We start from the raw sequence: 14,863 nt of genomic DNA on the forward strand, positions 1-14,863 counted from the left end.
TTGTTGACGGAATTAGGCCGCATGAACCGTGCGGCTATCGTCTGGCGCCTCGCTTCGCTCATCCAGGCCGTAGTCGCGCATGACGCTTGCTACACGTAAACGGTAGTTTTCAAAAACGCCATTGCGTCCCTGGCCCTGCGCTACCCGATGAGACGGCAGGTTGCGCCATTCGCGTACAGCATCTTCGTCGCGCCAAAACGAGAGCGAAAGCAATTTGTCGGGATCGGTCAGGCTCTGAAAACGTTCGATCGACAGGAAACCGTCAATCCTGGAAAGATCTTCGCGCAGGCCTGCGGCAATATCGAGATACTGTTCGCGTCTGTCGCCATCGGCAGGCCAGACTTCGAATATGACGGCAATCATGGCTTGATGAACTCCCCATGCGGTGCGGATTGGAGTTTAAGGAAGATGCGGTCCTCGGATCGGATGAATTGTTCGCGGCGTGCAAATTCATAATTCTCGCGTCCCAGCGGATCTGCGGCGAGCCGTGCGCGATATGCTTCATACGCGGCAAGACTTTCGATTGAATAGACGCCGTAGGCCGTGGTTGAAGAACCTTCATGCGGCCCGAAATAGCCGATGAGATCAGCGCCGCAGCGCGGGATGGCCTTTCCCCAATTGCGCGCATATTCTGCAAAGGCATCCGCTTTGAACGGGTCGATCTGATAGCGGATGAAACAGGTAATCATGCGTGTCTCCTTGAAATGCATGTCTTCGATGCTGACAATGTAACAATTGAAATGCCTTCATAGTTCGGTTAGCATCGAAGTATGAAAGATGGTCCGATCATAGCTTCCGTTGCAGCACTCCTCGGTGATCCGGCTCGTGCAAACATGCTCACGGCACTGATGGATGGACGCGCGCTGACTGTCAGTGAACTTGCATCAGCCGCAGGTGTGACGCTGCAAACCGCCAGCGGACATCTTGCAAAGCTCGATGCGGCCAATTTGCTGGTTGCGGAGAAGCAGGGGCGGCACCGCTATTTCCGGCTTTCTGGAACAGATGTGGCGCAGGTCCTCGAGGGGCTTATGGGCCTCGCGCAACGCACTGGCGCTGTGCGGGTGCGGACCGGCCCGAAAGATCAGGCGCTGCGCAAGGCACGCATCTGCTATGACCATCTGGCCGGTGAGCGCGGCGTGGAAATGCTCGATGCCTCGCATCGGCTTGGGCTGATTGTTGATGACAATGAGCCGGTGCTGACAGAAAAGGGCAAGTCGTTTTTCAGTTGCCTTGGCGTTGATGTGACCACTCTGGAGCAGGGCAAGCGCCCGGTCTGTCGTCACTGCCTCGACTGGAGTGAACGTCGCAACCATCTGGGCGGAGCGCTCGGTGCAGCGCTGTTGAACCATTTCATTTCAAAGGGCTGGGCACGCCGCGAGGCGGGGCGTGTCATCGCGTTCTCGCCAAAAGGTGCGCAAGCATTCTCACGCACGTTTGAGCTGGCTGGCCAGATTACGTGACCTGAACAGCCAGCATTATGTTGTTAATGCTGTGTGGCTGCGGCCGCTGCCTCGTCCAGTTCCGTGGCGCGCTTCATGGCGGGACGATCTTTTAGTCGGTCCCAATAGGCGACGAACGCTCCTCTGGCCGGCAACGTGCCGAAGCGCAGGCCCCAGCCGATGTGCGAGCCGACATAAACATCAGCTGCCGTGAAGCGGTCACCAGTGATGTATGGATGGCGCGAAACCGCTTTCTCCAATGTGTTGACCACTGTATCGTAATTGCCGTAGCCGACCATTCCCTGCTTGTCTGTGGGGATTTCAAAGCCAAGCGCATGGTTGGACAAGGCGGCTTCCACGGGACCTGACGTAAAGAACAGCCAACGGAAGAAATCCGCGCGCTCATTGGGGTGCGGCGCCAGGCCAGCTTCCGGAAACGTCATTGCGAGATAAGCGCAGATTGCGGCTACTTCCGTCACCACCGCATCGCCATGGCGCAGGGCGGGAACTTTGCCCATCGGATTGATTGTGCAGTAGTCAGGTCCCTTCATCGGAGGGCCGAAATCCAGAATTTCCACATCATAGGGTTTGCCGATCTCTTCCAGCATCCAGCGCGCAATACGTCCGCGCGACATCGGGTTGGTATAGAGCTTCAACTCAGCCATTTCATCCTCCCTGTAAGCGGTGGCAGGATGCGCTTTTTCCCTTGAAAAGGAAATGAAAAAACCCGGCAGCGGTGCTGCCGGGTTTTCCATGTCGACAATAAAAGTCGAAGATTTTATCAGACGGCCATGGCCTTCTGGAGGTTCTCGTCGATCTTGTCGAGGAAGCCGGTGGTCGAAAGCCAAGGCTGATCCGGACCGATGAGCAGGGCCAGATCCTTGGTCATGAAGCCGCTTTCGACGGTGTCCACGCAGACCTTTTCCAGCGTGTCAGCAAAGCGCTTCAGCTCGGCATTGTCGTCGAGCTTGGCGCGATGCGCCAGACCGCGGGTCCAGGCGAAGATCGAAGCGATCGAGTTGGTCGAGGTTTCCTCGCCCTTCTGATGCTGGCGGTAGTGACGGGTCACGGTGCCGTGTGCGGCTTCAGCTTCAACCGTCTTGCCATCCGGCGTCATCAGAACCGAGGTCATCAGGCCGAGAGAGCCGAAGCCCTGAGCCACGATGTCCGACTGCACGTCGCCGTCGTAGTTCTTGCAAGCCCATACATAACCGCCGGACCACTTGAGAGCCGAAGCCACCATGTCGTCGATGAGGCGGTGTTCGTACCAGATCTTTGCAGCCTTGAACTTGTCTGCGAATTCGGTCTGGTAGACTTCTTCGAAGATGTCCTTGAAGCGACCGTCATAGGCCTTCAGGATGGTGTTCTTGGTCGAGAGATAGACCGGGTAGTTGCGCTGTAAGCCGTAATTCAACGAAGCGCGTGCAAATTCGCGGATCGATTCGTCGAGATTGTACATGGCCATTGCCACGCCAGCCGACGGAGCCTGATAGACTTCGTGTTCGATGGTTTCGCCGTCTTCACCGACGAACTTGATCGAAAGCGTGCCCTTGCCGGGGAACTTGAAATCGGTCGCGCGGTACTGGTCGCCGAAAGCATGACGGCCAACGATGATCGGCTGGGTCCAGCCCGGCACGAGACGCGGAACGTTTTTGCAGATGATAGGCTCGCGGAAGATCACGCCGCCGAGAATGTTGCGGATGGTGCCGTTAGGCGACTTCCACATCTTCTTGAGTTTGAACTCTTCAACGCGCGCTTCGTCAGGGGTGATGGTCGCGCACTTTACGCCGACGCCATATTCCTTGATAGCGTTGGCTGCATCGATGGTGACCTGGTCATTGGTCGCATCGCGGTTTTCAACCGACAGATCGTAATATTTCAGATCGACGTCGAGATAGGGATGGATCAGCTTGTCCTTGATGAACTGCCAGATAATGCGGGTCATCTCGTCGCCGTCGAGTTCAACGACTGGGTTCGCAACCTTGATTTTTGCCATGGATGAAGCCTCTTTTTCAATACGTCGCGCCCGTATAGCACTCACGGCGAATAAGGCAAAGCGTAAGAGGCTTATTCTTTGGCCTATAGGTGAAATTGGCAGTCAAAAAATTGGGAAGGAGACTGATTTGGGTCAGGCAGCGCGATGCGTTGCCGTCTCGCCATTGCGCGGCTTCTTCCAGCTCTCCTGCTGCAGGCGGTAATTGTCCTGTTCGCGTGCCAAAATGGCATCGGCGTCGAGCGCGGAAATGGCGGCTGCCTTGTCGGTCGGCACGAGGCCGCTCAGTTGCAGCGAGAGATAGCGCCCACAGCAGACGCGCAGGAACGAGGCAAAATTGTCGAGGTCGTGGCCTTCCTCGCGAGATTCACCGTAGAGTTTTCCGATAAGGCGGCTCACGCTGAGACTGTCTCGGGAAGCAACATCCTCCAGTGTCCACCAGAAGAAGTTTTCAAGTCGGACGCTGGTGACAACGCCATCAATGCGCAGAGAGCGCGTCACGCTCTGCCAGAGTTCTGGATTGGCACCGATGAACAATCTGCACATGATTTTCTCCCGGATGAAGCTCTCCGGATAGTTTTGCGCAATATGAAGCTGCCTGCAACCGGATGATGGTTGCAGGCAAGATCAAGTCGGCTCAAGCGTGCGTGATCCTGGTGCCCAGCACAGTAAGGAACTGTGACAGCCATGCAGGATGGGCGGGCCATGCGGGCGACGTGACCAGATTGCCATCCGTAACCGCCTGATCGACCGGAATATCGGCATAGGTGCCACCGGCAAGCTCAACTTCTGGACGGCAGGCTGGATAGGCAGAGCAAGTTCGACCTTCCAGAACGCGTGCTGCGGCCAGCAATTGCGCGCCGTGGCAGACTGCGGCAACAGGCTTGTTTGCTTCGAAGAAGTGCTTCACCACAGCGATAACCTTGTCATCGAGGCGCAGATATTCCGGTGCCCGGCCACCGGGAATGACAAGTGCGTCATAGCTCTCCGGTTTCACCTCGGCGAAGGTCGCGTTCAGCGTGAAGTTATGACCCGGCTTTTCCGTATAGGTCTGATGGCCCTCGAAGTCGTGAATGGCTGTCGCGATATGATCGCCAGCCTTCTTGCCGGGGCAGACCGCATGAACCGTGTGGCCAACCGTCAAAAGTGTCTGGAACGGGACCATAGTTTCATAGTCTTCACCAAAGTCGCCGCAAAGCATGAGTATCTTCTTACCGGACATTGTTTCCTCCCTTGAACGTGTATCTGGTGGCAACAGTCTGGCACGAGTGGGCAGCAAATAGGTGTTATCGGGCTACTACACAGGCTTTTCCGTAAAACACGTAAGGGGAATCTTTGCGATTCTGCATCAATTATGTAAGGGAAACGCCACGATACGATAGCGAATGCGGAAGAGATCATGGCAGGAACAGATAAACAGCGCCCCTTTATCGCGGAAGGACCGGCAATTGTGCTGGTGGAGCCGCAATTGCCGGAGAATATCGGCATGGTGGCGCGCGCCATGGCGAATTTTGGTCTGGCTGAACTGCGTCTCGTTAATCCGCGCGAGGAGTTTCCAAGCGAAAAGGCGAGGGCAGCAGCCAGCAAGGCCGACCATGTGATCGACAATGCGGTGGTCTATGACGACCTGCCGTCGGCTATTGCCGATCTCAATTTCGTCTATGCGACGACGGCACGCGAACGCGATGGCTTCAAACAGGTTCGCAGCGCTGTGGAAGCAGGTGGCGAATTGCGCCGTCGTTTCAGGACTGGCGAGAAGACCGGCATCATGTTTGGTCGCGAACGCTTCGGTCTCAGTAATGAGGAAGTCGGGCTGGCGGACGAACTGGTGACGTTTCCGGTCAACCCGGCCTTCGCATCGCTGAATATCGCCCAAGCCGTTTTGCTGATGTCTTATGAATGGATGAAGTCGGGTCTTGAGACGGAAACGGAAACCGTGTTCCGTGGACCAGAGCTTGAGATGGCACCGAAGCAGGAGTTGCAGGGACTCTTCAATCATCTCGAAGAAGCCCTTGATGTCAGAGGGTATTTCCGCCCGGAAGCCCGCAAGGAAATCATGGTCAACAATCTGCGGGCTGTGCTGACGCGCGCCGGCTTCGCATCCGCAGAGCTGAAACTGTTACGCGGTGTTGTTACGTCTCTTGACGTGTTCACACCGAAGAAGCCGCGTGGCTCGGGTGCCCCGGAAGGACGTGCGCGCAAGCCTGCGAGCGAAGCTCCGGCAATGAAGGACAAGGACGAATGAAAAACGCACCCGCAGTGAGCTTTTCCGCCATGCTTTCCCCCGACGCCGAAAGACCCATTCTGGTTTTCGACAGCGGTATCGGAGGGTTGACGGTTTTGCGCGAAGCGCGGGTGCTTATGCCGGATCGACGCTTCGTCTACGTTGCCGACAATGCCGGGTTCCCCTATGGCGGATGGGAAGAGGATGCGTTGAGGGAGCGGATTGTCGAACTGTTCGGCAAGCTCATCGCCGCCTATGATCCCGAAATCGCGGTCATTGCCTGCAATACGGCTTCCACGCTGGTGCTGGATGACTTACGGCAAGCCTATCCTTCGGTGCCGTTTGTCGGCACGGTGCCGGCAATCAAGCCCGCTGCCGAAAGAACATCGTCCGGGCTTGTTTCCGTGCTGGCGACCCCCGGTACTGTCAGGCGTGCTTATACGCGTGATCTCATTCAATCTTTCGCGTCCCAGTGCCATGTTCGTCTCGTCGGTGCCGATCAGCTTGCGGCGGTAGCGGAAGCGCATATTCGTGGCGAGAAGATCGATGAGGCGCTGGTTGTGGACCAGATTGCCCCGTGCTTTATTGAGCAGGATGGCAGCCGCACCGACATTGTCGTTCTGGCCTGCACGCACTATCCGTTCCTTGCGAATGTATTTCGCCGTCTGGCGCCATGGCCGGTTGACTGGCTCGACCCTGCGGAAGCGATCGCCCGGCGTACTGTCTCTCTGCTGAAACCACGCCGTCCCGCTGAAGAACTGCATCATCACAACGATCTGGCGGTCGTAACATCCCAGAATCCGGACTATGCAATCCGCAGGCTTATGCAGGGCTTCGGTCTGCATTTTGCTTGAGCCCACGTTCTTAAAGCCTTGAATTTTCCAGTTATGTAGCGATCATGTCGATGATCGTTTCATAGGGGAAGATGCAATGACCGGAACCATACCACAGATCACCCTGCCTTCGGGCCAGACGGTTCCAGCGCTCGGGCAGGGCACCTGGTATATGGGTGAGGACAGCACGCAACGCCGCTATGAAATCGAAGCACTGAGAAGCGGTATCGATCTCGGGATGACGCTGATCGATACCGCAGAAATGTACGCTGACGGTGAGGCGGAAGATGTTGTCGGTGAAGTCATCACGGGCCGTCGTGACGACGTGTTTATCGTCAGCAAGGTATTGCCGTTCAATGCGTCACGGAAGGGAACAATCGAGGCCTGCGAGAAGTCTGGAGCGCCTTCGCACTGATCATATAGATCTGTATCTGCTGCACTGGCGTGGGCGATATCCGGTTGAAGAGACTATCGCGGCATTTGAAGAACTGCAGCATGCCGGAAAAATCGGCGGCTGGGGCGTCAGCAATTTCGATACGGATGATATGAAAGAACTGGTCGGTATGACAGGCGGCAAGGCCGTTGCCACGAACCAGATACTTTATAATCTGACGCGACGCGGCCCGGAATTCGACCTGATGCCATGGTGTGCCGAGCGCAAAACTCCGCTGATGGCTTATTCGCCTATTGAGCAAGGTCGCTTGCTGGGCAGTCCCGTACTGGCAGAAATTGCAAGCGAGACCGGAGGGACAGCGGTTTCCGTCGCGCTCGCCTGGACGATACGGGACGGCAATGTCATAGCAATTCCAAAATCATCCAACCTGCATCATGTGCGAGACAATAGAAAAGCCGCAGAGTTGCGGCTTTCCGAGGACCAATTGAAACGTCTCGATCAAGCTTTCGCACGGCCGTCCCGAAAGACGGCGTTGGAAATGCTGTAATCATTCTTTTCCACGCATGTCGTGCTCCCAAAACCGGTTTTCATTTTTGGGAGACACGCTCTAACCCGCTTCCTTCTGACGAGTATCCTTCTTTGCCTGAGCGACGCTGGCGGCCTTCCGGAGCCGTCCACGTTCCGCCGGACGGACAAGGCTGTCATATTTTTCGTTCGGGATGTTGCGCATGCCGTTCAGCGCATGGCGCGTGTTGAAATCCTTGCCCTTCTTTTCGTTGGCTTCTTTGGTCGCAAGCGCTTTTCGGGCATTGGCGATCAGCTCGGCGCTTGCCGACATGCGGCGTCTACGTTCAACTTCGGTGTTGATGCGACGCACCGCCATAGCCAGAACGGAAACTTTCAGATGCGAACCTTCGTCCGCCTTGGACGGAGACGCGCCGCGAGCGGCTCCCTTTCCGCGCATTTCGCGTCTGCGCTGGTGAGCCTGATCTTTCGCCTTCTTGCGGCGTTCGCGGATCAGTTTCGCCAGATGGGAAAGCTCCTCGTCGGGAACGTTCTGCAAAAAGGGGTGGTGTGATTTTTCCACCAACTCTTTTTCGTCGGCATTGAGAGCACGGGCTTCCTGCTTCTTGGTGACGGCCATGGGACATCCTTTCTGCTAACGATGAAATTTCTCCCGTAGAGATATAGGCCTGAGTGGCAATCCGGGAAGATGGCCTCCCTATTCCGGATTGTTGGTCGAGGTTGTTTCGCTTTGTGCTTCAAGGTGCTTCAAAATCGCCTTCAATTTGTCGAGCGGCAGATGTTCCGCACCAATCGTCTCGCTCTTGGTTGTTGAGACGATGTTCAGAATTTCATCGAGTTTTGCCTGTGTCGCGCTCGCTTCGCGATTCTGTGCGTTCTGGATCAGAAACACCATCAGGAAGGTGACGATGGTAGTCGATGTATTCACCACCAGTTGCCACGTGTCGGAGAAACTGAATAAAGGTCCGCTGATACCCCATAAGAGGATGAACAAGGTTGCCATCACGAATGCCAGATAATGACCTGCAAGTTCGGCAGCTTTTTCGCTAAGCTTTGTAAAAAACTGTGACACCGCAACCTCCCAACGACAGGCGGGAAACGTTTGATGGAGGCGTGGGGTTCCGTAATTGCATAGACATGCGGAACTTTCAGGCGCCGGTCGACGTTTGATCTGCATAGAAAACGCGGAGGTTAAGCGATGGAAATTGTCGAAACCCGCATCAGTTCTGTCGGGGGATTCAAGCTCTACATGGTGGAGTTCGTCACCGAGGGTGACGAAAAGATCACCGTCAAGGTTGAGAACGAGACGGAAGCGGAACTGACGCGCGATGAAGTGTTACGCCGCGCTGCGATCAAGCTCGGCGAAGCGCTGGGCGTTGCATGTATGGAATGCGGCATTCAGCCTGAAAGCCTGCTGACGCGCCCAAGCGCACGCCGTGCCGGCGATCGGGCAGAACTTGAACGCCAGCTCGACGAAGGGTTGGAGGATACGTTTCCAGCCAGTGATCCAGTATCCGTTACGGGCTCGACGATTGCCGGCTTCGCCGGGCCGAAAAACTGAACGACGGTTTTGAGCAAGAAGCCGGGCTATTCACCCGGCTTCTGACGTTGTTCAGGAAATGAGTCCTATAAAGGGCATATCCATCTGAAAATACTACAGATTACGACGTTTGCCTTCCATCAGATCCAATACGGCGCGGGCACAGTCGAGCACATTCGAACCTGGTCCGAAGACCGCTGCCACTCCATGATCGAACAGATACTGATAATCCTGACGAGGAACGACGCCACCGCAGACCACGATGATGTTCTCGGCGCCCTTCTTGCGGAGCGTGTCCACAAGCTGGGGCAATAGTGTCTTGTGACCGGCTGCCAGCGACGAGACCCCGAGGACGTGTACCTTGGACTTGATCGCCATATTGGCGGCTTCATCCGGAGTCTGGAACAGCGGTCCAGCCAATACGTCGAAGCCAATATCACCAAATGCTGAAGCAATGATCTTGGCTCCGCGATCGTGCCCGTCCTGGCCAAGCTTTGCCACCATCACTTTCGGCGTTTCACCGATCTGCTTCTTGAAATCACCGAGCCGGTCAACCAGCGTCTGATATTCAGGCTCGTCCTTGTAGGCTGCGCCGTAAACCTTCTTGACGACCTTCGGAACAGCAGCATGATCGCCGAATGCGCGGCGCATGGCGTCGGAAATTTCACCGACGCTGGCGCGGGCGCGGGAGGCTTCAACTGCAGCGGCAAGAAGGTTGCCTTCACCGGTCCTGGCGATCTTTTCCAATTCCGCCAGTGCCGCTTCGACTTTTGCCTTGTTGCGCGTTTCCTTGATGCGGTTGAGACGTGCAATCTGTGACTGGCGAACGGCACTATTGTCGATTTCGAGAATGTCGATTTCGTCTTCCTGTTCGAGGCGGAACTTGTTGACACCGACAATGACTTCTTCGCCCTTGTCAACCGCTGCCTGCCGTTTGGTGGCTGCTTCTTCGATGAGCCGCTTCGGAAGGCCGCTTTCGACAGCTTTTGTCATGCCGCCGAGTTTCTCGACTTCCTCGATCAACGCCCATGCCTTTTCGGCTAGCTCGTTGGTGAGGTTTTCGATGTAATAGGACCCCGCCAGTGGGTCGACCACTTTGGTGACGCCGGTTTCGTTCTGGAGGATGAGCTGTGTGTTGCGGGCGATGCGAGCCGAAAATTCCGTTGGCAAAGCAATGGCTTCATCGAAGGAATTGGTGTGCAGCGATTGCGTGCCGCCAAGAGCCGCGGACATGGCTTCAAATGCGGTGCGGACGATATTGTTGTAAGGGTCCTGCTCTTGCAAAGAGACACCTGAAGTCTGGCAATGCGTGCGCAGCATCAGCGAGCCGGGCTTCTTGGGGGCGAATTCCTTCATGATGCGCGACCAGAGCAGCCGCGCAGCGCGCAGCTTGGCGATCTCCATGAAGAAATTCATGCCGATGGCGAAGAAGAATGACAGGCGCCCCGCAAATTCATCGACATTCAGGCCCTTGTTCAAGGCAGCGCGTACATATTCGCGCCCATCCGCAAGAGTGAAGGCCAGTTCCTGAACCAGCGTCGCGCCCGCTTCCTGCATATGGTAGCCGGAAATCGAAATCGAGTTGAACTTCGGCATTTCGGCTGCGGTATAGGCGATGATATCCGCAATGATCCGCATGGATGGCTCCGGCGGATAGATATAGGTATTGCGGACCATGAACTCCTTGAGGATGTCGTTCTGGATCGTGCCGGAAAGCTGCGCGCGCGGTACGCCCTGTTCCTCGCCAGCTACGATGAAGTTGGCGAGGATCGGGATCACCGCGCCGTTCATGGTCATGGAAACGGAAATCTTTTCCAGCGGAATGCCGTCGAAAAGTATCTTCATATCCTCGACGGAATCGATGGCAACACCGGCCTTGCCCACATCGCCTTCAACACGCGGATGGTCACTGTCATAACCGCGATGCGTGGCAAGATCGAAAGCAACCGAAACACCCTGCTGACCGGCGGCGAGAGCCTTGCGGTAGAAGGCATTCGATTCTTCGGCCGTCGAAAATCCCGCATATTGTCGGATCGTCCATGGACGACCCGCATACATGGTCGCGCGGGGACCGCGCAGAAAGGGCTCGAAACCGGGCAGGGTGCCAAGATGGCCCACGCCCTGCAGATCGTCTTCCGTGTAGAGCGGCTTGACGTCAATGCCTTCCGGCGTATGCCAGATCAGGTTGTCGACCGGCTGTTTCAGCTCCTTCTCGGCCAAGGTTTCCCAGTCTGCTCGGGTGGTGGGGCGCTCGTTCATATCGACCTCACTCAAATTCCATAATCAGTTCATCCACGGCGAGACTTGCACCTGCTTCCGCCGTAATGCGCTTTACGGTAGCACGGCGTTCCGCTCGCAGCACGTTTTCCATCTTCATGGCTTCCACGGTGGCCAGCGGCTGACCAGCCTCGACAGTTTCACCATCCTTGACAAGGATCGATGTGATGACGCCCGGCATCGGGCAGAGCAGCATCTTCGATGTATCTGGAGGCAGCTTTACCGGCATAAGTTGCGCGAGTTCTGCGATACGCGGCTTGCGCACATGGGCGACCACATCCATCCCCCGCCAGCGCAAACGCCAGCCAGTGCCCGAGCGCGAAACCTTGATAGCGATGGGCTTGCCGCCAACGGTAAACGAGCCCAGATGGCTGCCCGGATGCCAGTCGCTCGCAACTGGCAAGCTGCCGCCATCCATGAAATTGATCGTCGTTCCACCTTCGCCTTCTGCGATACGAACCGGCAAAGTGAATCCGCCAAGTGTCACTACCCAGTCGGTTGCCACAGATTGCTGTTCGCTGGAAATCCGCCCTGTAATCTGCATGTTGCGCTGCTCGATTGCCAGATTGATCTGGGCTGCAACTGCTGCAAGCACCCGCGCATCATCTTCGGAAACCGATACTCCGGCAAAGCCGTCCGGATATTCCTCGGCGATGAATGCGGTGGTGAGGGCGCCCTCGCGGAAACGCGAATGATCCATCACAGCCGACAGGAAGGGCAGGTTATGGCCGATCCCTTCAACCTCGAATGCGTCCAGAGCATCTCCCATCGCGTCGATGGCGGTGGCGCGGTCAGGCCCCCAGGTACAGAGCTTTGCGATCATCGGATCGTAATACATCGAAATTTCGCCGCCTTCGAACACACCAGTGTCGTTGCGCACGATTGTACCATCAGAATTGCGACCTTCGGCTGGCGGACGATAACGGGTCAGCCTGCCGATAGAAGGCAGGAAGTTACGATATGGGTCTTCCGCGTAGAGGCGGCTTTCCATTGCCCAACCGTTCAGCTTCACGTCGCTCTGGCCGAAACGGAGCTTTTCACCGGATGCAACGCGGATCATTTCTTCCACAAGGTCGATGCCGGTGATGAGTTCCGTCACTGGATGCTCGACCTGCAAACGCGTATTCATTTCAAGGAAGTAGAATTGACGCGCGCCATCAACGATGAATTCCACCGTGCCGGCTGAAAAATAGCCGACGGCCTTTGCAAGAGCTACGGCCTGCTCGCCCATGGCCTTGCGGGTCGCTTCATCAAGGAATGGCGAAGGTGCTTCTTCAATGACCTTCTGGTTACGGCGCTGGATCGAGCATTCGCGTTCGCCGAGATAGACAACGTTGCCGTGCTGGTCGCCCAGAACCTGAATTTCGATATGGCGCGGCTGGGTGACGAATTTTTCGATGAAGATGCGGTCGTCGCCGAAAGAGGACTTTGCCTCGTTGCGCGATAGCTGGAAACCTTCGCGAGCTTCGTCGTCGTTCCATGCGATGCGCATGCCTTTACCGCCGCCGCCAGCAGAAGCCTTGATCATCACAGGATAGCCGATGGATGTGGAAATGCGAACTGCTTCGTCGGCGTCCTCGATCAAGCCCATATGACCGGGCACAGTGGAAACACCGGCTTCGGAGGCAAGCTTCTTCGAGGTAATCTTGTCGCCCATGGCGTCAATTGCGTTCACCGGCGGCCCGATGAAGGTGACGTTGGCGGCCTTCAGTGCTTCAGCGAAACGCGGATTTTCCGACAGAAAGCCATAGCCCGGATGCACGGCATCCGCGCCGGTTTCCTTGATCGCCGCAAGAATCTTGTCGATGACGATATAGGACTGATTGGAGGGCGCTGGTCCGATGTGGACCGCTTCGTCGGCCATTTTGACATGCAGGGCATTGCGGTCGGCATCGGAATAGACCGCTACCGTTGCGATGCCCATTTTCTTCGCCGTCTTGATGACCCGGCATGCGATTTCGCCGCGATTGGCAATGAGAATTTTCTTGATCATGTGCTTTTACTCAAATGAACCGGATCATTGCCACGGCATGATCTCGAAAAGTGGGAACCGGTTTTCGGATAAGATCATGCGAAACTAAAGCGGAATGGTGTCGTGCTTCTTCCACGGCGTGCTTTGCTGCTTATTGCGCAGGCTGGCAAAAGCGCGGGCAATGCGGCGACGCGAGGAATGTGGCATGATGACTTCGTCGATGAAACCGCGTTCAGCAGCCACGAACGGATTGGCAAAACGCTCCTCATATTCCTTCGTGCGCGCGGCGATTTTCTCGACATCGCCCAGTTCAGAGCGATAGAGGATTTCCGTTGCACCCTTGGCGCCCATGACCGCGATTTCCGCCGTCGGCCAAGCATAGTTGATGTCAGCACCGATATGTTTCGAGGCCATCACGTCATAGGCACCGCCATAGGCCTTGCGCGTGATGAGCGTGACCATGGGGACGGTGGCTTGCGAATAGGCGAAGAGCAGCTTTGCGCCGTGCTTGATGACGCCGCCATATTCCTGTGCCGTGCCCGGCAGGAAGCCCGGAACGTCTACAAGAGTGAGGATCGGGATATTGAAGGCATCGCAAAAGCGAACGAACCGGGCTGCCTTGCGCGATGAATCGATATCAAGACAACCGGCAAGCACCATGGGCTGGTTTGCGACGACGCCGATGGTTTGACCGTCCATGCGAATGAAGCCGGTAATGATGTTCTTTGCAAAAGATTCCTGAATTTCGAAGAAATCGCTTTCGTCGGCCAGCGCGTGGATAAGCTCCTTCATGTCGTAGGGCTTGGTAGCGCTATCCGGAATCAATGTGTCGAGCCGCATTTCGAGCCGTGCCGGATCGTCGAATACCGGACGTACGGGTGGCTTTTCGCGATTGTTGAGCGGCAGGAAGTCGAACAGAATGCGGACCTGTTCCAGCGCTTCGATATCGTTTTCATAAGCGCCATCGGCGACGGATGATTTTCTGGTGTGGGTTGAGGCGCCGCCCAGTTCCTCCGCCGTGACAATTTCGTTGGTCACGGTTTTCACCACGTCGGGGCCTGTCACGAACATATAGGAACTGTCACGCACCATGAAGATGAAGTCGGTCATGGCAGGCGAATAGACCGCGCCGCCAGCGCAGGGGCCCATGATGACGGAAATCTGCGGCACCACGCCGGATGCGTCCACGTTGCGCTTGAATACGTCGGCATAACCCGCGAGCGACGCAACGCCTTCCTGAATGCGGGCGCCACCGGAATCGTTGAGCCCGATGACCGGCGCGCCGTTCTTCATGGCCATATCCATGATTTTGCAGATTTTCTGCGCATGGGTTTCGGACAATGAGCCGCCCAGAACTGTAAAATCCTGGCTGAACACATAGACCTGCCGACCGTTGATCGTGCCCCAGCCCGTCACCACGCCGTCGCCGGCAACCTTCTGCTTTTCCATGCCGAAGTCAGTGCAGCGATGGGTGACATACATGTCGAACTCCTCAAACGATCCTTCGTCGAGAAGCACTTCGATCCTTTCACGGGCCGTGAGCTTGCCTTTGCCATGCTGGGCGTCGATGCGGCGCTGACCGCCGCCAAGGCGAGCTTCGGCGCGACGGGATTCGAGCTGTTCCAGAAGTTCCTGCATAAAGTCCCCACTTTTGGGCGGCCTTTGA

At 56.4% G+C, this 14,863-nt stretch carries 15 protein-coding genes and 1 pseudogene; 5 read left to right on the plus strand and 11 right to left on the minus strand.

Annotation, left to right across the window (positions count from 1 at the left end; translation table 11 throughout):
- Nucleotides 1–12: 12 nt before the first annotated feature.
- Nucleotides 13–363: an antibiotic biosynthesis monooxygenase family protein gene (locus F9K91_RS17840; protein WP_151556424.1), complete on the minus strand. Its 351-nt coding sequence runs from the start codon at nucleotides 361–363 to the stop codon at nucleotides 13–15.
- A complete protein-coding gene (locus F9K91_RS17845) occupies nucleotides 360–689 on the minus strand; it encodes an NIPSNAP family protein (protein WP_151652459.1) in 330 nt (109 codons plus the stop codon). The genes F9K91_RS17840 and F9K91_RS17845 overlap by 4 nt, the downstream gene beginning before the upstream one ends.
- 81 nt (nucleotides 690–770) lie before the next feature.
- Between F9K91_RS17845 and F9K91_RS17850 the strand changes: the two genes are divergently transcribed.
- Nucleotides 771–1,460: an ArsR/SmtB family transcription factor gene (locus F9K91_RS17850; RefSeq protein ID WP_061346166.1), complete on the plus strand. Its 690-nt coding sequence runs from the start codon at nucleotides 771–773 to the stop codon at nucleotides 1,458–1,460.
- A 23-nt stretch (nucleotides 1,461–1,483) separates the two neighbouring features.
- Here F9K91_RS17850 and F9K91_RS17855 read toward each other — a convergent pair whose 3' ends face one another.
- From F9K91_RS17855 to F9K91_RS17870, 4 genes are all read right to left on the minus strand, one after another.
- Nucleotides 1,484–2,104, minus strand: coding sequence for a glutathione S-transferase family protein (locus F9K91_RS17855; RefSeq protein ID WP_151652461.1), 621 nt, complete (start codon nucleotides 2,102–2,104; stop codon nucleotides 1,484–1,486).
- 116 nt (nucleotides 2,105–2,220) lie between these two features.
- A complete protein-coding gene (locus F9K91_RS17860) occupies nucleotides 2,221–3,435 on the minus strand; it encodes an NADP-dependent isocitrate dehydrogenase (protein ID WP_151652462.1) in 1,215 nt (404 codons plus the stop codon).
- Nucleotides 3,436–3,567: 132 nt separating this feature from the next.
- Nucleotides 3,568–3,978, minus strand: coding sequence for a ribbon-helix-helix domain-containing protein (locus tag F9K91_RS17865; protein WP_151678349.1), 411 nt, complete (start codon nucleotides 3,976–3,978; stop codon nucleotides 3,568–3,570).
- Between the two features lie 91 nt (nucleotides 3,979–4,069).
- On the minus strand, nucleotides 4,070–4,654 hold the full coding sequence (locus F9K91_RS17870) for a DJ-1/PfpI family protein (RefSeq protein ID WP_151678350.1): 585 nt from the start codon (nucleotides 4,652–4,654) through the stop codon (nucleotides 4,070–4,072).
- 177 nt (nucleotides 4,655–4,831) lie between these two features.
- On the opposite strand from F9K91_RS17870, the gene F9K91_RS17875 reads away from it, so the two are divergent.
- The 3 genes and pseudogenes from F9K91_RS17875 (at nucleotide 4,832) to F9K91_RS17885 (ending at nucleotide 7,430) form a co-directional block, all read left to right on the plus strand.
- Nucleotides 4,832–5,677 (plus strand): RNA methyltransferase, encoded by an 846-nt coding sequence (locus F9K91_RS17875; RefSeq protein ID WP_151556430.1) that lies wholly within the window; start codon nucleotides 4,832–4,834, stop codon nucleotides 5,675–5,677.
- Nucleotides 5,674–6,510: a glutamate racemase gene (gene murI / locus F9K91_RS17880; protein WP_151678351.1), complete on the plus strand. Its 837-nt coding sequence runs from the start codon at nucleotides 5,674–5,676 to the stop codon at nucleotides 6,508–6,510. The genes F9K91_RS17875 and murI overlap by 4 nt, the downstream gene beginning before the upstream one ends.
- Nucleotides 6,511–6,661: 151 nt before the next feature.
- Nucleotides 6,662–7,430 (plus strand): annotated as a pseudogene (locus tag F9K91_RS17885) (aldo/keto reductase).
- A gap of 60 nt (nucleotides 7,431–7,490) precedes the next feature.
- Here F9K91_RS17885 and F9K91_RS17890 read toward each other — a convergent pair.
- Nucleotides 7,491–8,027 (minus strand): hypothetical protein, encoded by a 537-nt coding sequence (locus F9K91_RS17890; RefSeq protein ID WP_061346173.1) that lies wholly within the window; start codon nucleotides 8,025–8,027, stop codon nucleotides 7,491–7,493.
- Nucleotides 8,028–8,105: 78 nt separating this feature from the next.
- Nucleotides 8,106–8,480, minus strand: coding sequence for a low affinity iron permease family protein (locus tag F9K91_RS17895; RefSeq protein WP_151652465.1), 375 nt, complete (start codon nucleotides 8,478–8,480; stop codon nucleotides 8,106–8,108).
- Between the two features lie 126 nt (nucleotides 8,481–8,606).
- On the opposite strand from F9K91_RS17895, the gene F9K91_RS17900 reads away from it, so the two are divergent.
- Nucleotides 8,607–8,969, plus strand: a complete 363-nt coding sequence (locus F9K91_RS17900; RefSeq protein ID WP_061346175.1) for a hypothetical protein — start codon at nucleotides 8,607–8,609, stop codon at nucleotides 8,967–8,969.
- 93 nt (nucleotides 8,970–9,062) lie between these two features.
- Here the strand turns inward: F9K91_RS17900 and scpA are convergent, their stop codons facing one another.
- The 3 genes from scpA to F9K91_RS17915 form a co-directional block, all read right to left on the minus strand.
- A complete protein-coding gene (gene scpA / locus F9K91_RS17905; RefSeq protein ID WP_151678352.1) occupies nucleotides 9,063–11,207 on the minus strand; it encodes a methylmalonyl-CoA mutase in 2,145 nt (714 codons plus the stop codon).
- A 7-nt stretch (nucleotides 11,208–11,214) separates the two neighbouring features.
- Nucleotides 11,215–13,218 carry an acetyl-CoA carboxylase biotin carboxylase subunit gene (locus F9K91_RS17910; protein ID WP_151678353.1) on the minus strand — a complete coding sequence of 668 codons (2,004 nt, stop codon included), beginning with the start codon at nucleotides 13,216–13,218 and terminating at the stop codon, nucleotides 11,215–11,217.
- A gap of 84 nt (nucleotides 13,219–13,302) precedes the next feature.
- Nucleotides 13,303–14,835 (minus strand): acyl-CoA carboxylase subunit beta, encoded by a 1,533-nt coding sequence (locus tag F9K91_RS17915; protein ID WP_151556436.1) that lies wholly within the window; start codon nucleotides 14,833–14,835, stop codon nucleotides 13,303–13,305.
- Nucleotides 14,836–14,863: the final 28 nt, after the last annotated feature.

The sequence above is a fragment of the Brucella tritici genome (assembly GCF_008932295.1).
In the GTDB taxonomy this organism is placed as follows: Bacteria; Pseudomonadota; Alphaproteobacteria; order Rhizobiales; family Rhizobiaceae; genus Brucella; species Brucella tritici.

What these genes read in the sequence shown, in the direction of transcription:
- F9K91_RS17855 (WP_151652461.1), bottom strand. Translation starts at nt 2,104, where the DNA reads ATGGCTGAGTTGAAGCTCTATACCAACCCGATGTCGCGCGGACGTATT.
- F9K91_RS17860 (WP_151652462.1), bottom strand. Translation starts at nt 3,435, where the DNA reads ATGGCAAAAATCAAGGTTGCGAACCCAGTCGTTGAACTCGACGGCGAC.
- F9K91_RS17890 (WP_061346173.1), bottom strand. Translation starts at nt 8,027, where the DNA reads ATGGCCGTCACCAAGAAGCAGGAAGCCCGTGCTCTCAATGCCGACGAA.
- F9K91_RS17845 (WP_151652459.1), bottom strand. Translation starts at nt 689, where the DNA reads ATGATTACCTGTTTCATCCGCTATCAGATCGACCCGTTCAAAGCGGAT.
- F9K91_RS17865 (WP_151678349.1), bottom strand. Translation starts at nt 3,978, where the DNA reads ATGTGCAGATTGTTCATCGGTGCCAATCCAGAACTCTGGCAGAGCGTG.
- murI (WP_151678351.1), top strand. Translation starts at nt 5,674, where the DNA reads ATGAAAAACGCACCCGCAGTGAGCTTTTCCGCCATGCTTTCCCCCGAC.
- F9K91_RS17875 (WP_151556430.1), top strand. Translation starts at nt 4,832, where the DNA reads ATGGCAGGAACAGATAAACAGCGCCCCTTTATCGCGGAAGGACCGGCA.
- scpA (WP_151678352.1), bottom strand. Translation starts at nt 11,207, where the DNA reads ATGAACGAGCGCCCCACCACCCGAGCAGACTGGGAAACCTTGGCCGAG.
- F9K91_RS17840 (WP_151556424.1), bottom strand. Translation starts at nt 363, where the DNA reads ATGATTGCCGTCATATTCGAAGTCTGGCCTGCCGATGGCGACAGACGC.
- F9K91_RS17900 (WP_061346175.1), top strand. Translation starts at nt 8,607, where the DNA reads ATGGAAATTGTCGAAACCCGCATCAGTTCTGTCGGGGGATTCAAGCTC.
- F9K91_RS17915 (WP_151556436.1), bottom strand. Translation starts at nt 14,835, where the DNA reads ATGCAGGAACTTCTGGAACAGCTCGAATCCCGTCGCGCCGAAGCTCGC.
- F9K91_RS17870 (WP_151678350.1), bottom strand. Translation starts at nt 4,654, where the DNA reads ATGTCCGGTAAGAAGATACTCATGCTTTGCGGCGACTTTGGTGAAGAC.
- F9K91_RS17850 (WP_061346166.1), top strand. Translation starts at nt 771, where the DNA reads ATGAAAGATGGTCCGATCATAGCTTCCGTTGCAGCACTCCTCGGTGAT.
- F9K91_RS17910 (WP_151678353.1), bottom strand. Translation starts at nt 13,218, where the DNA reads ATGATCAAGAAAATTCTCATTGCCAATCGCGGCGAAATCGCATGCCGG.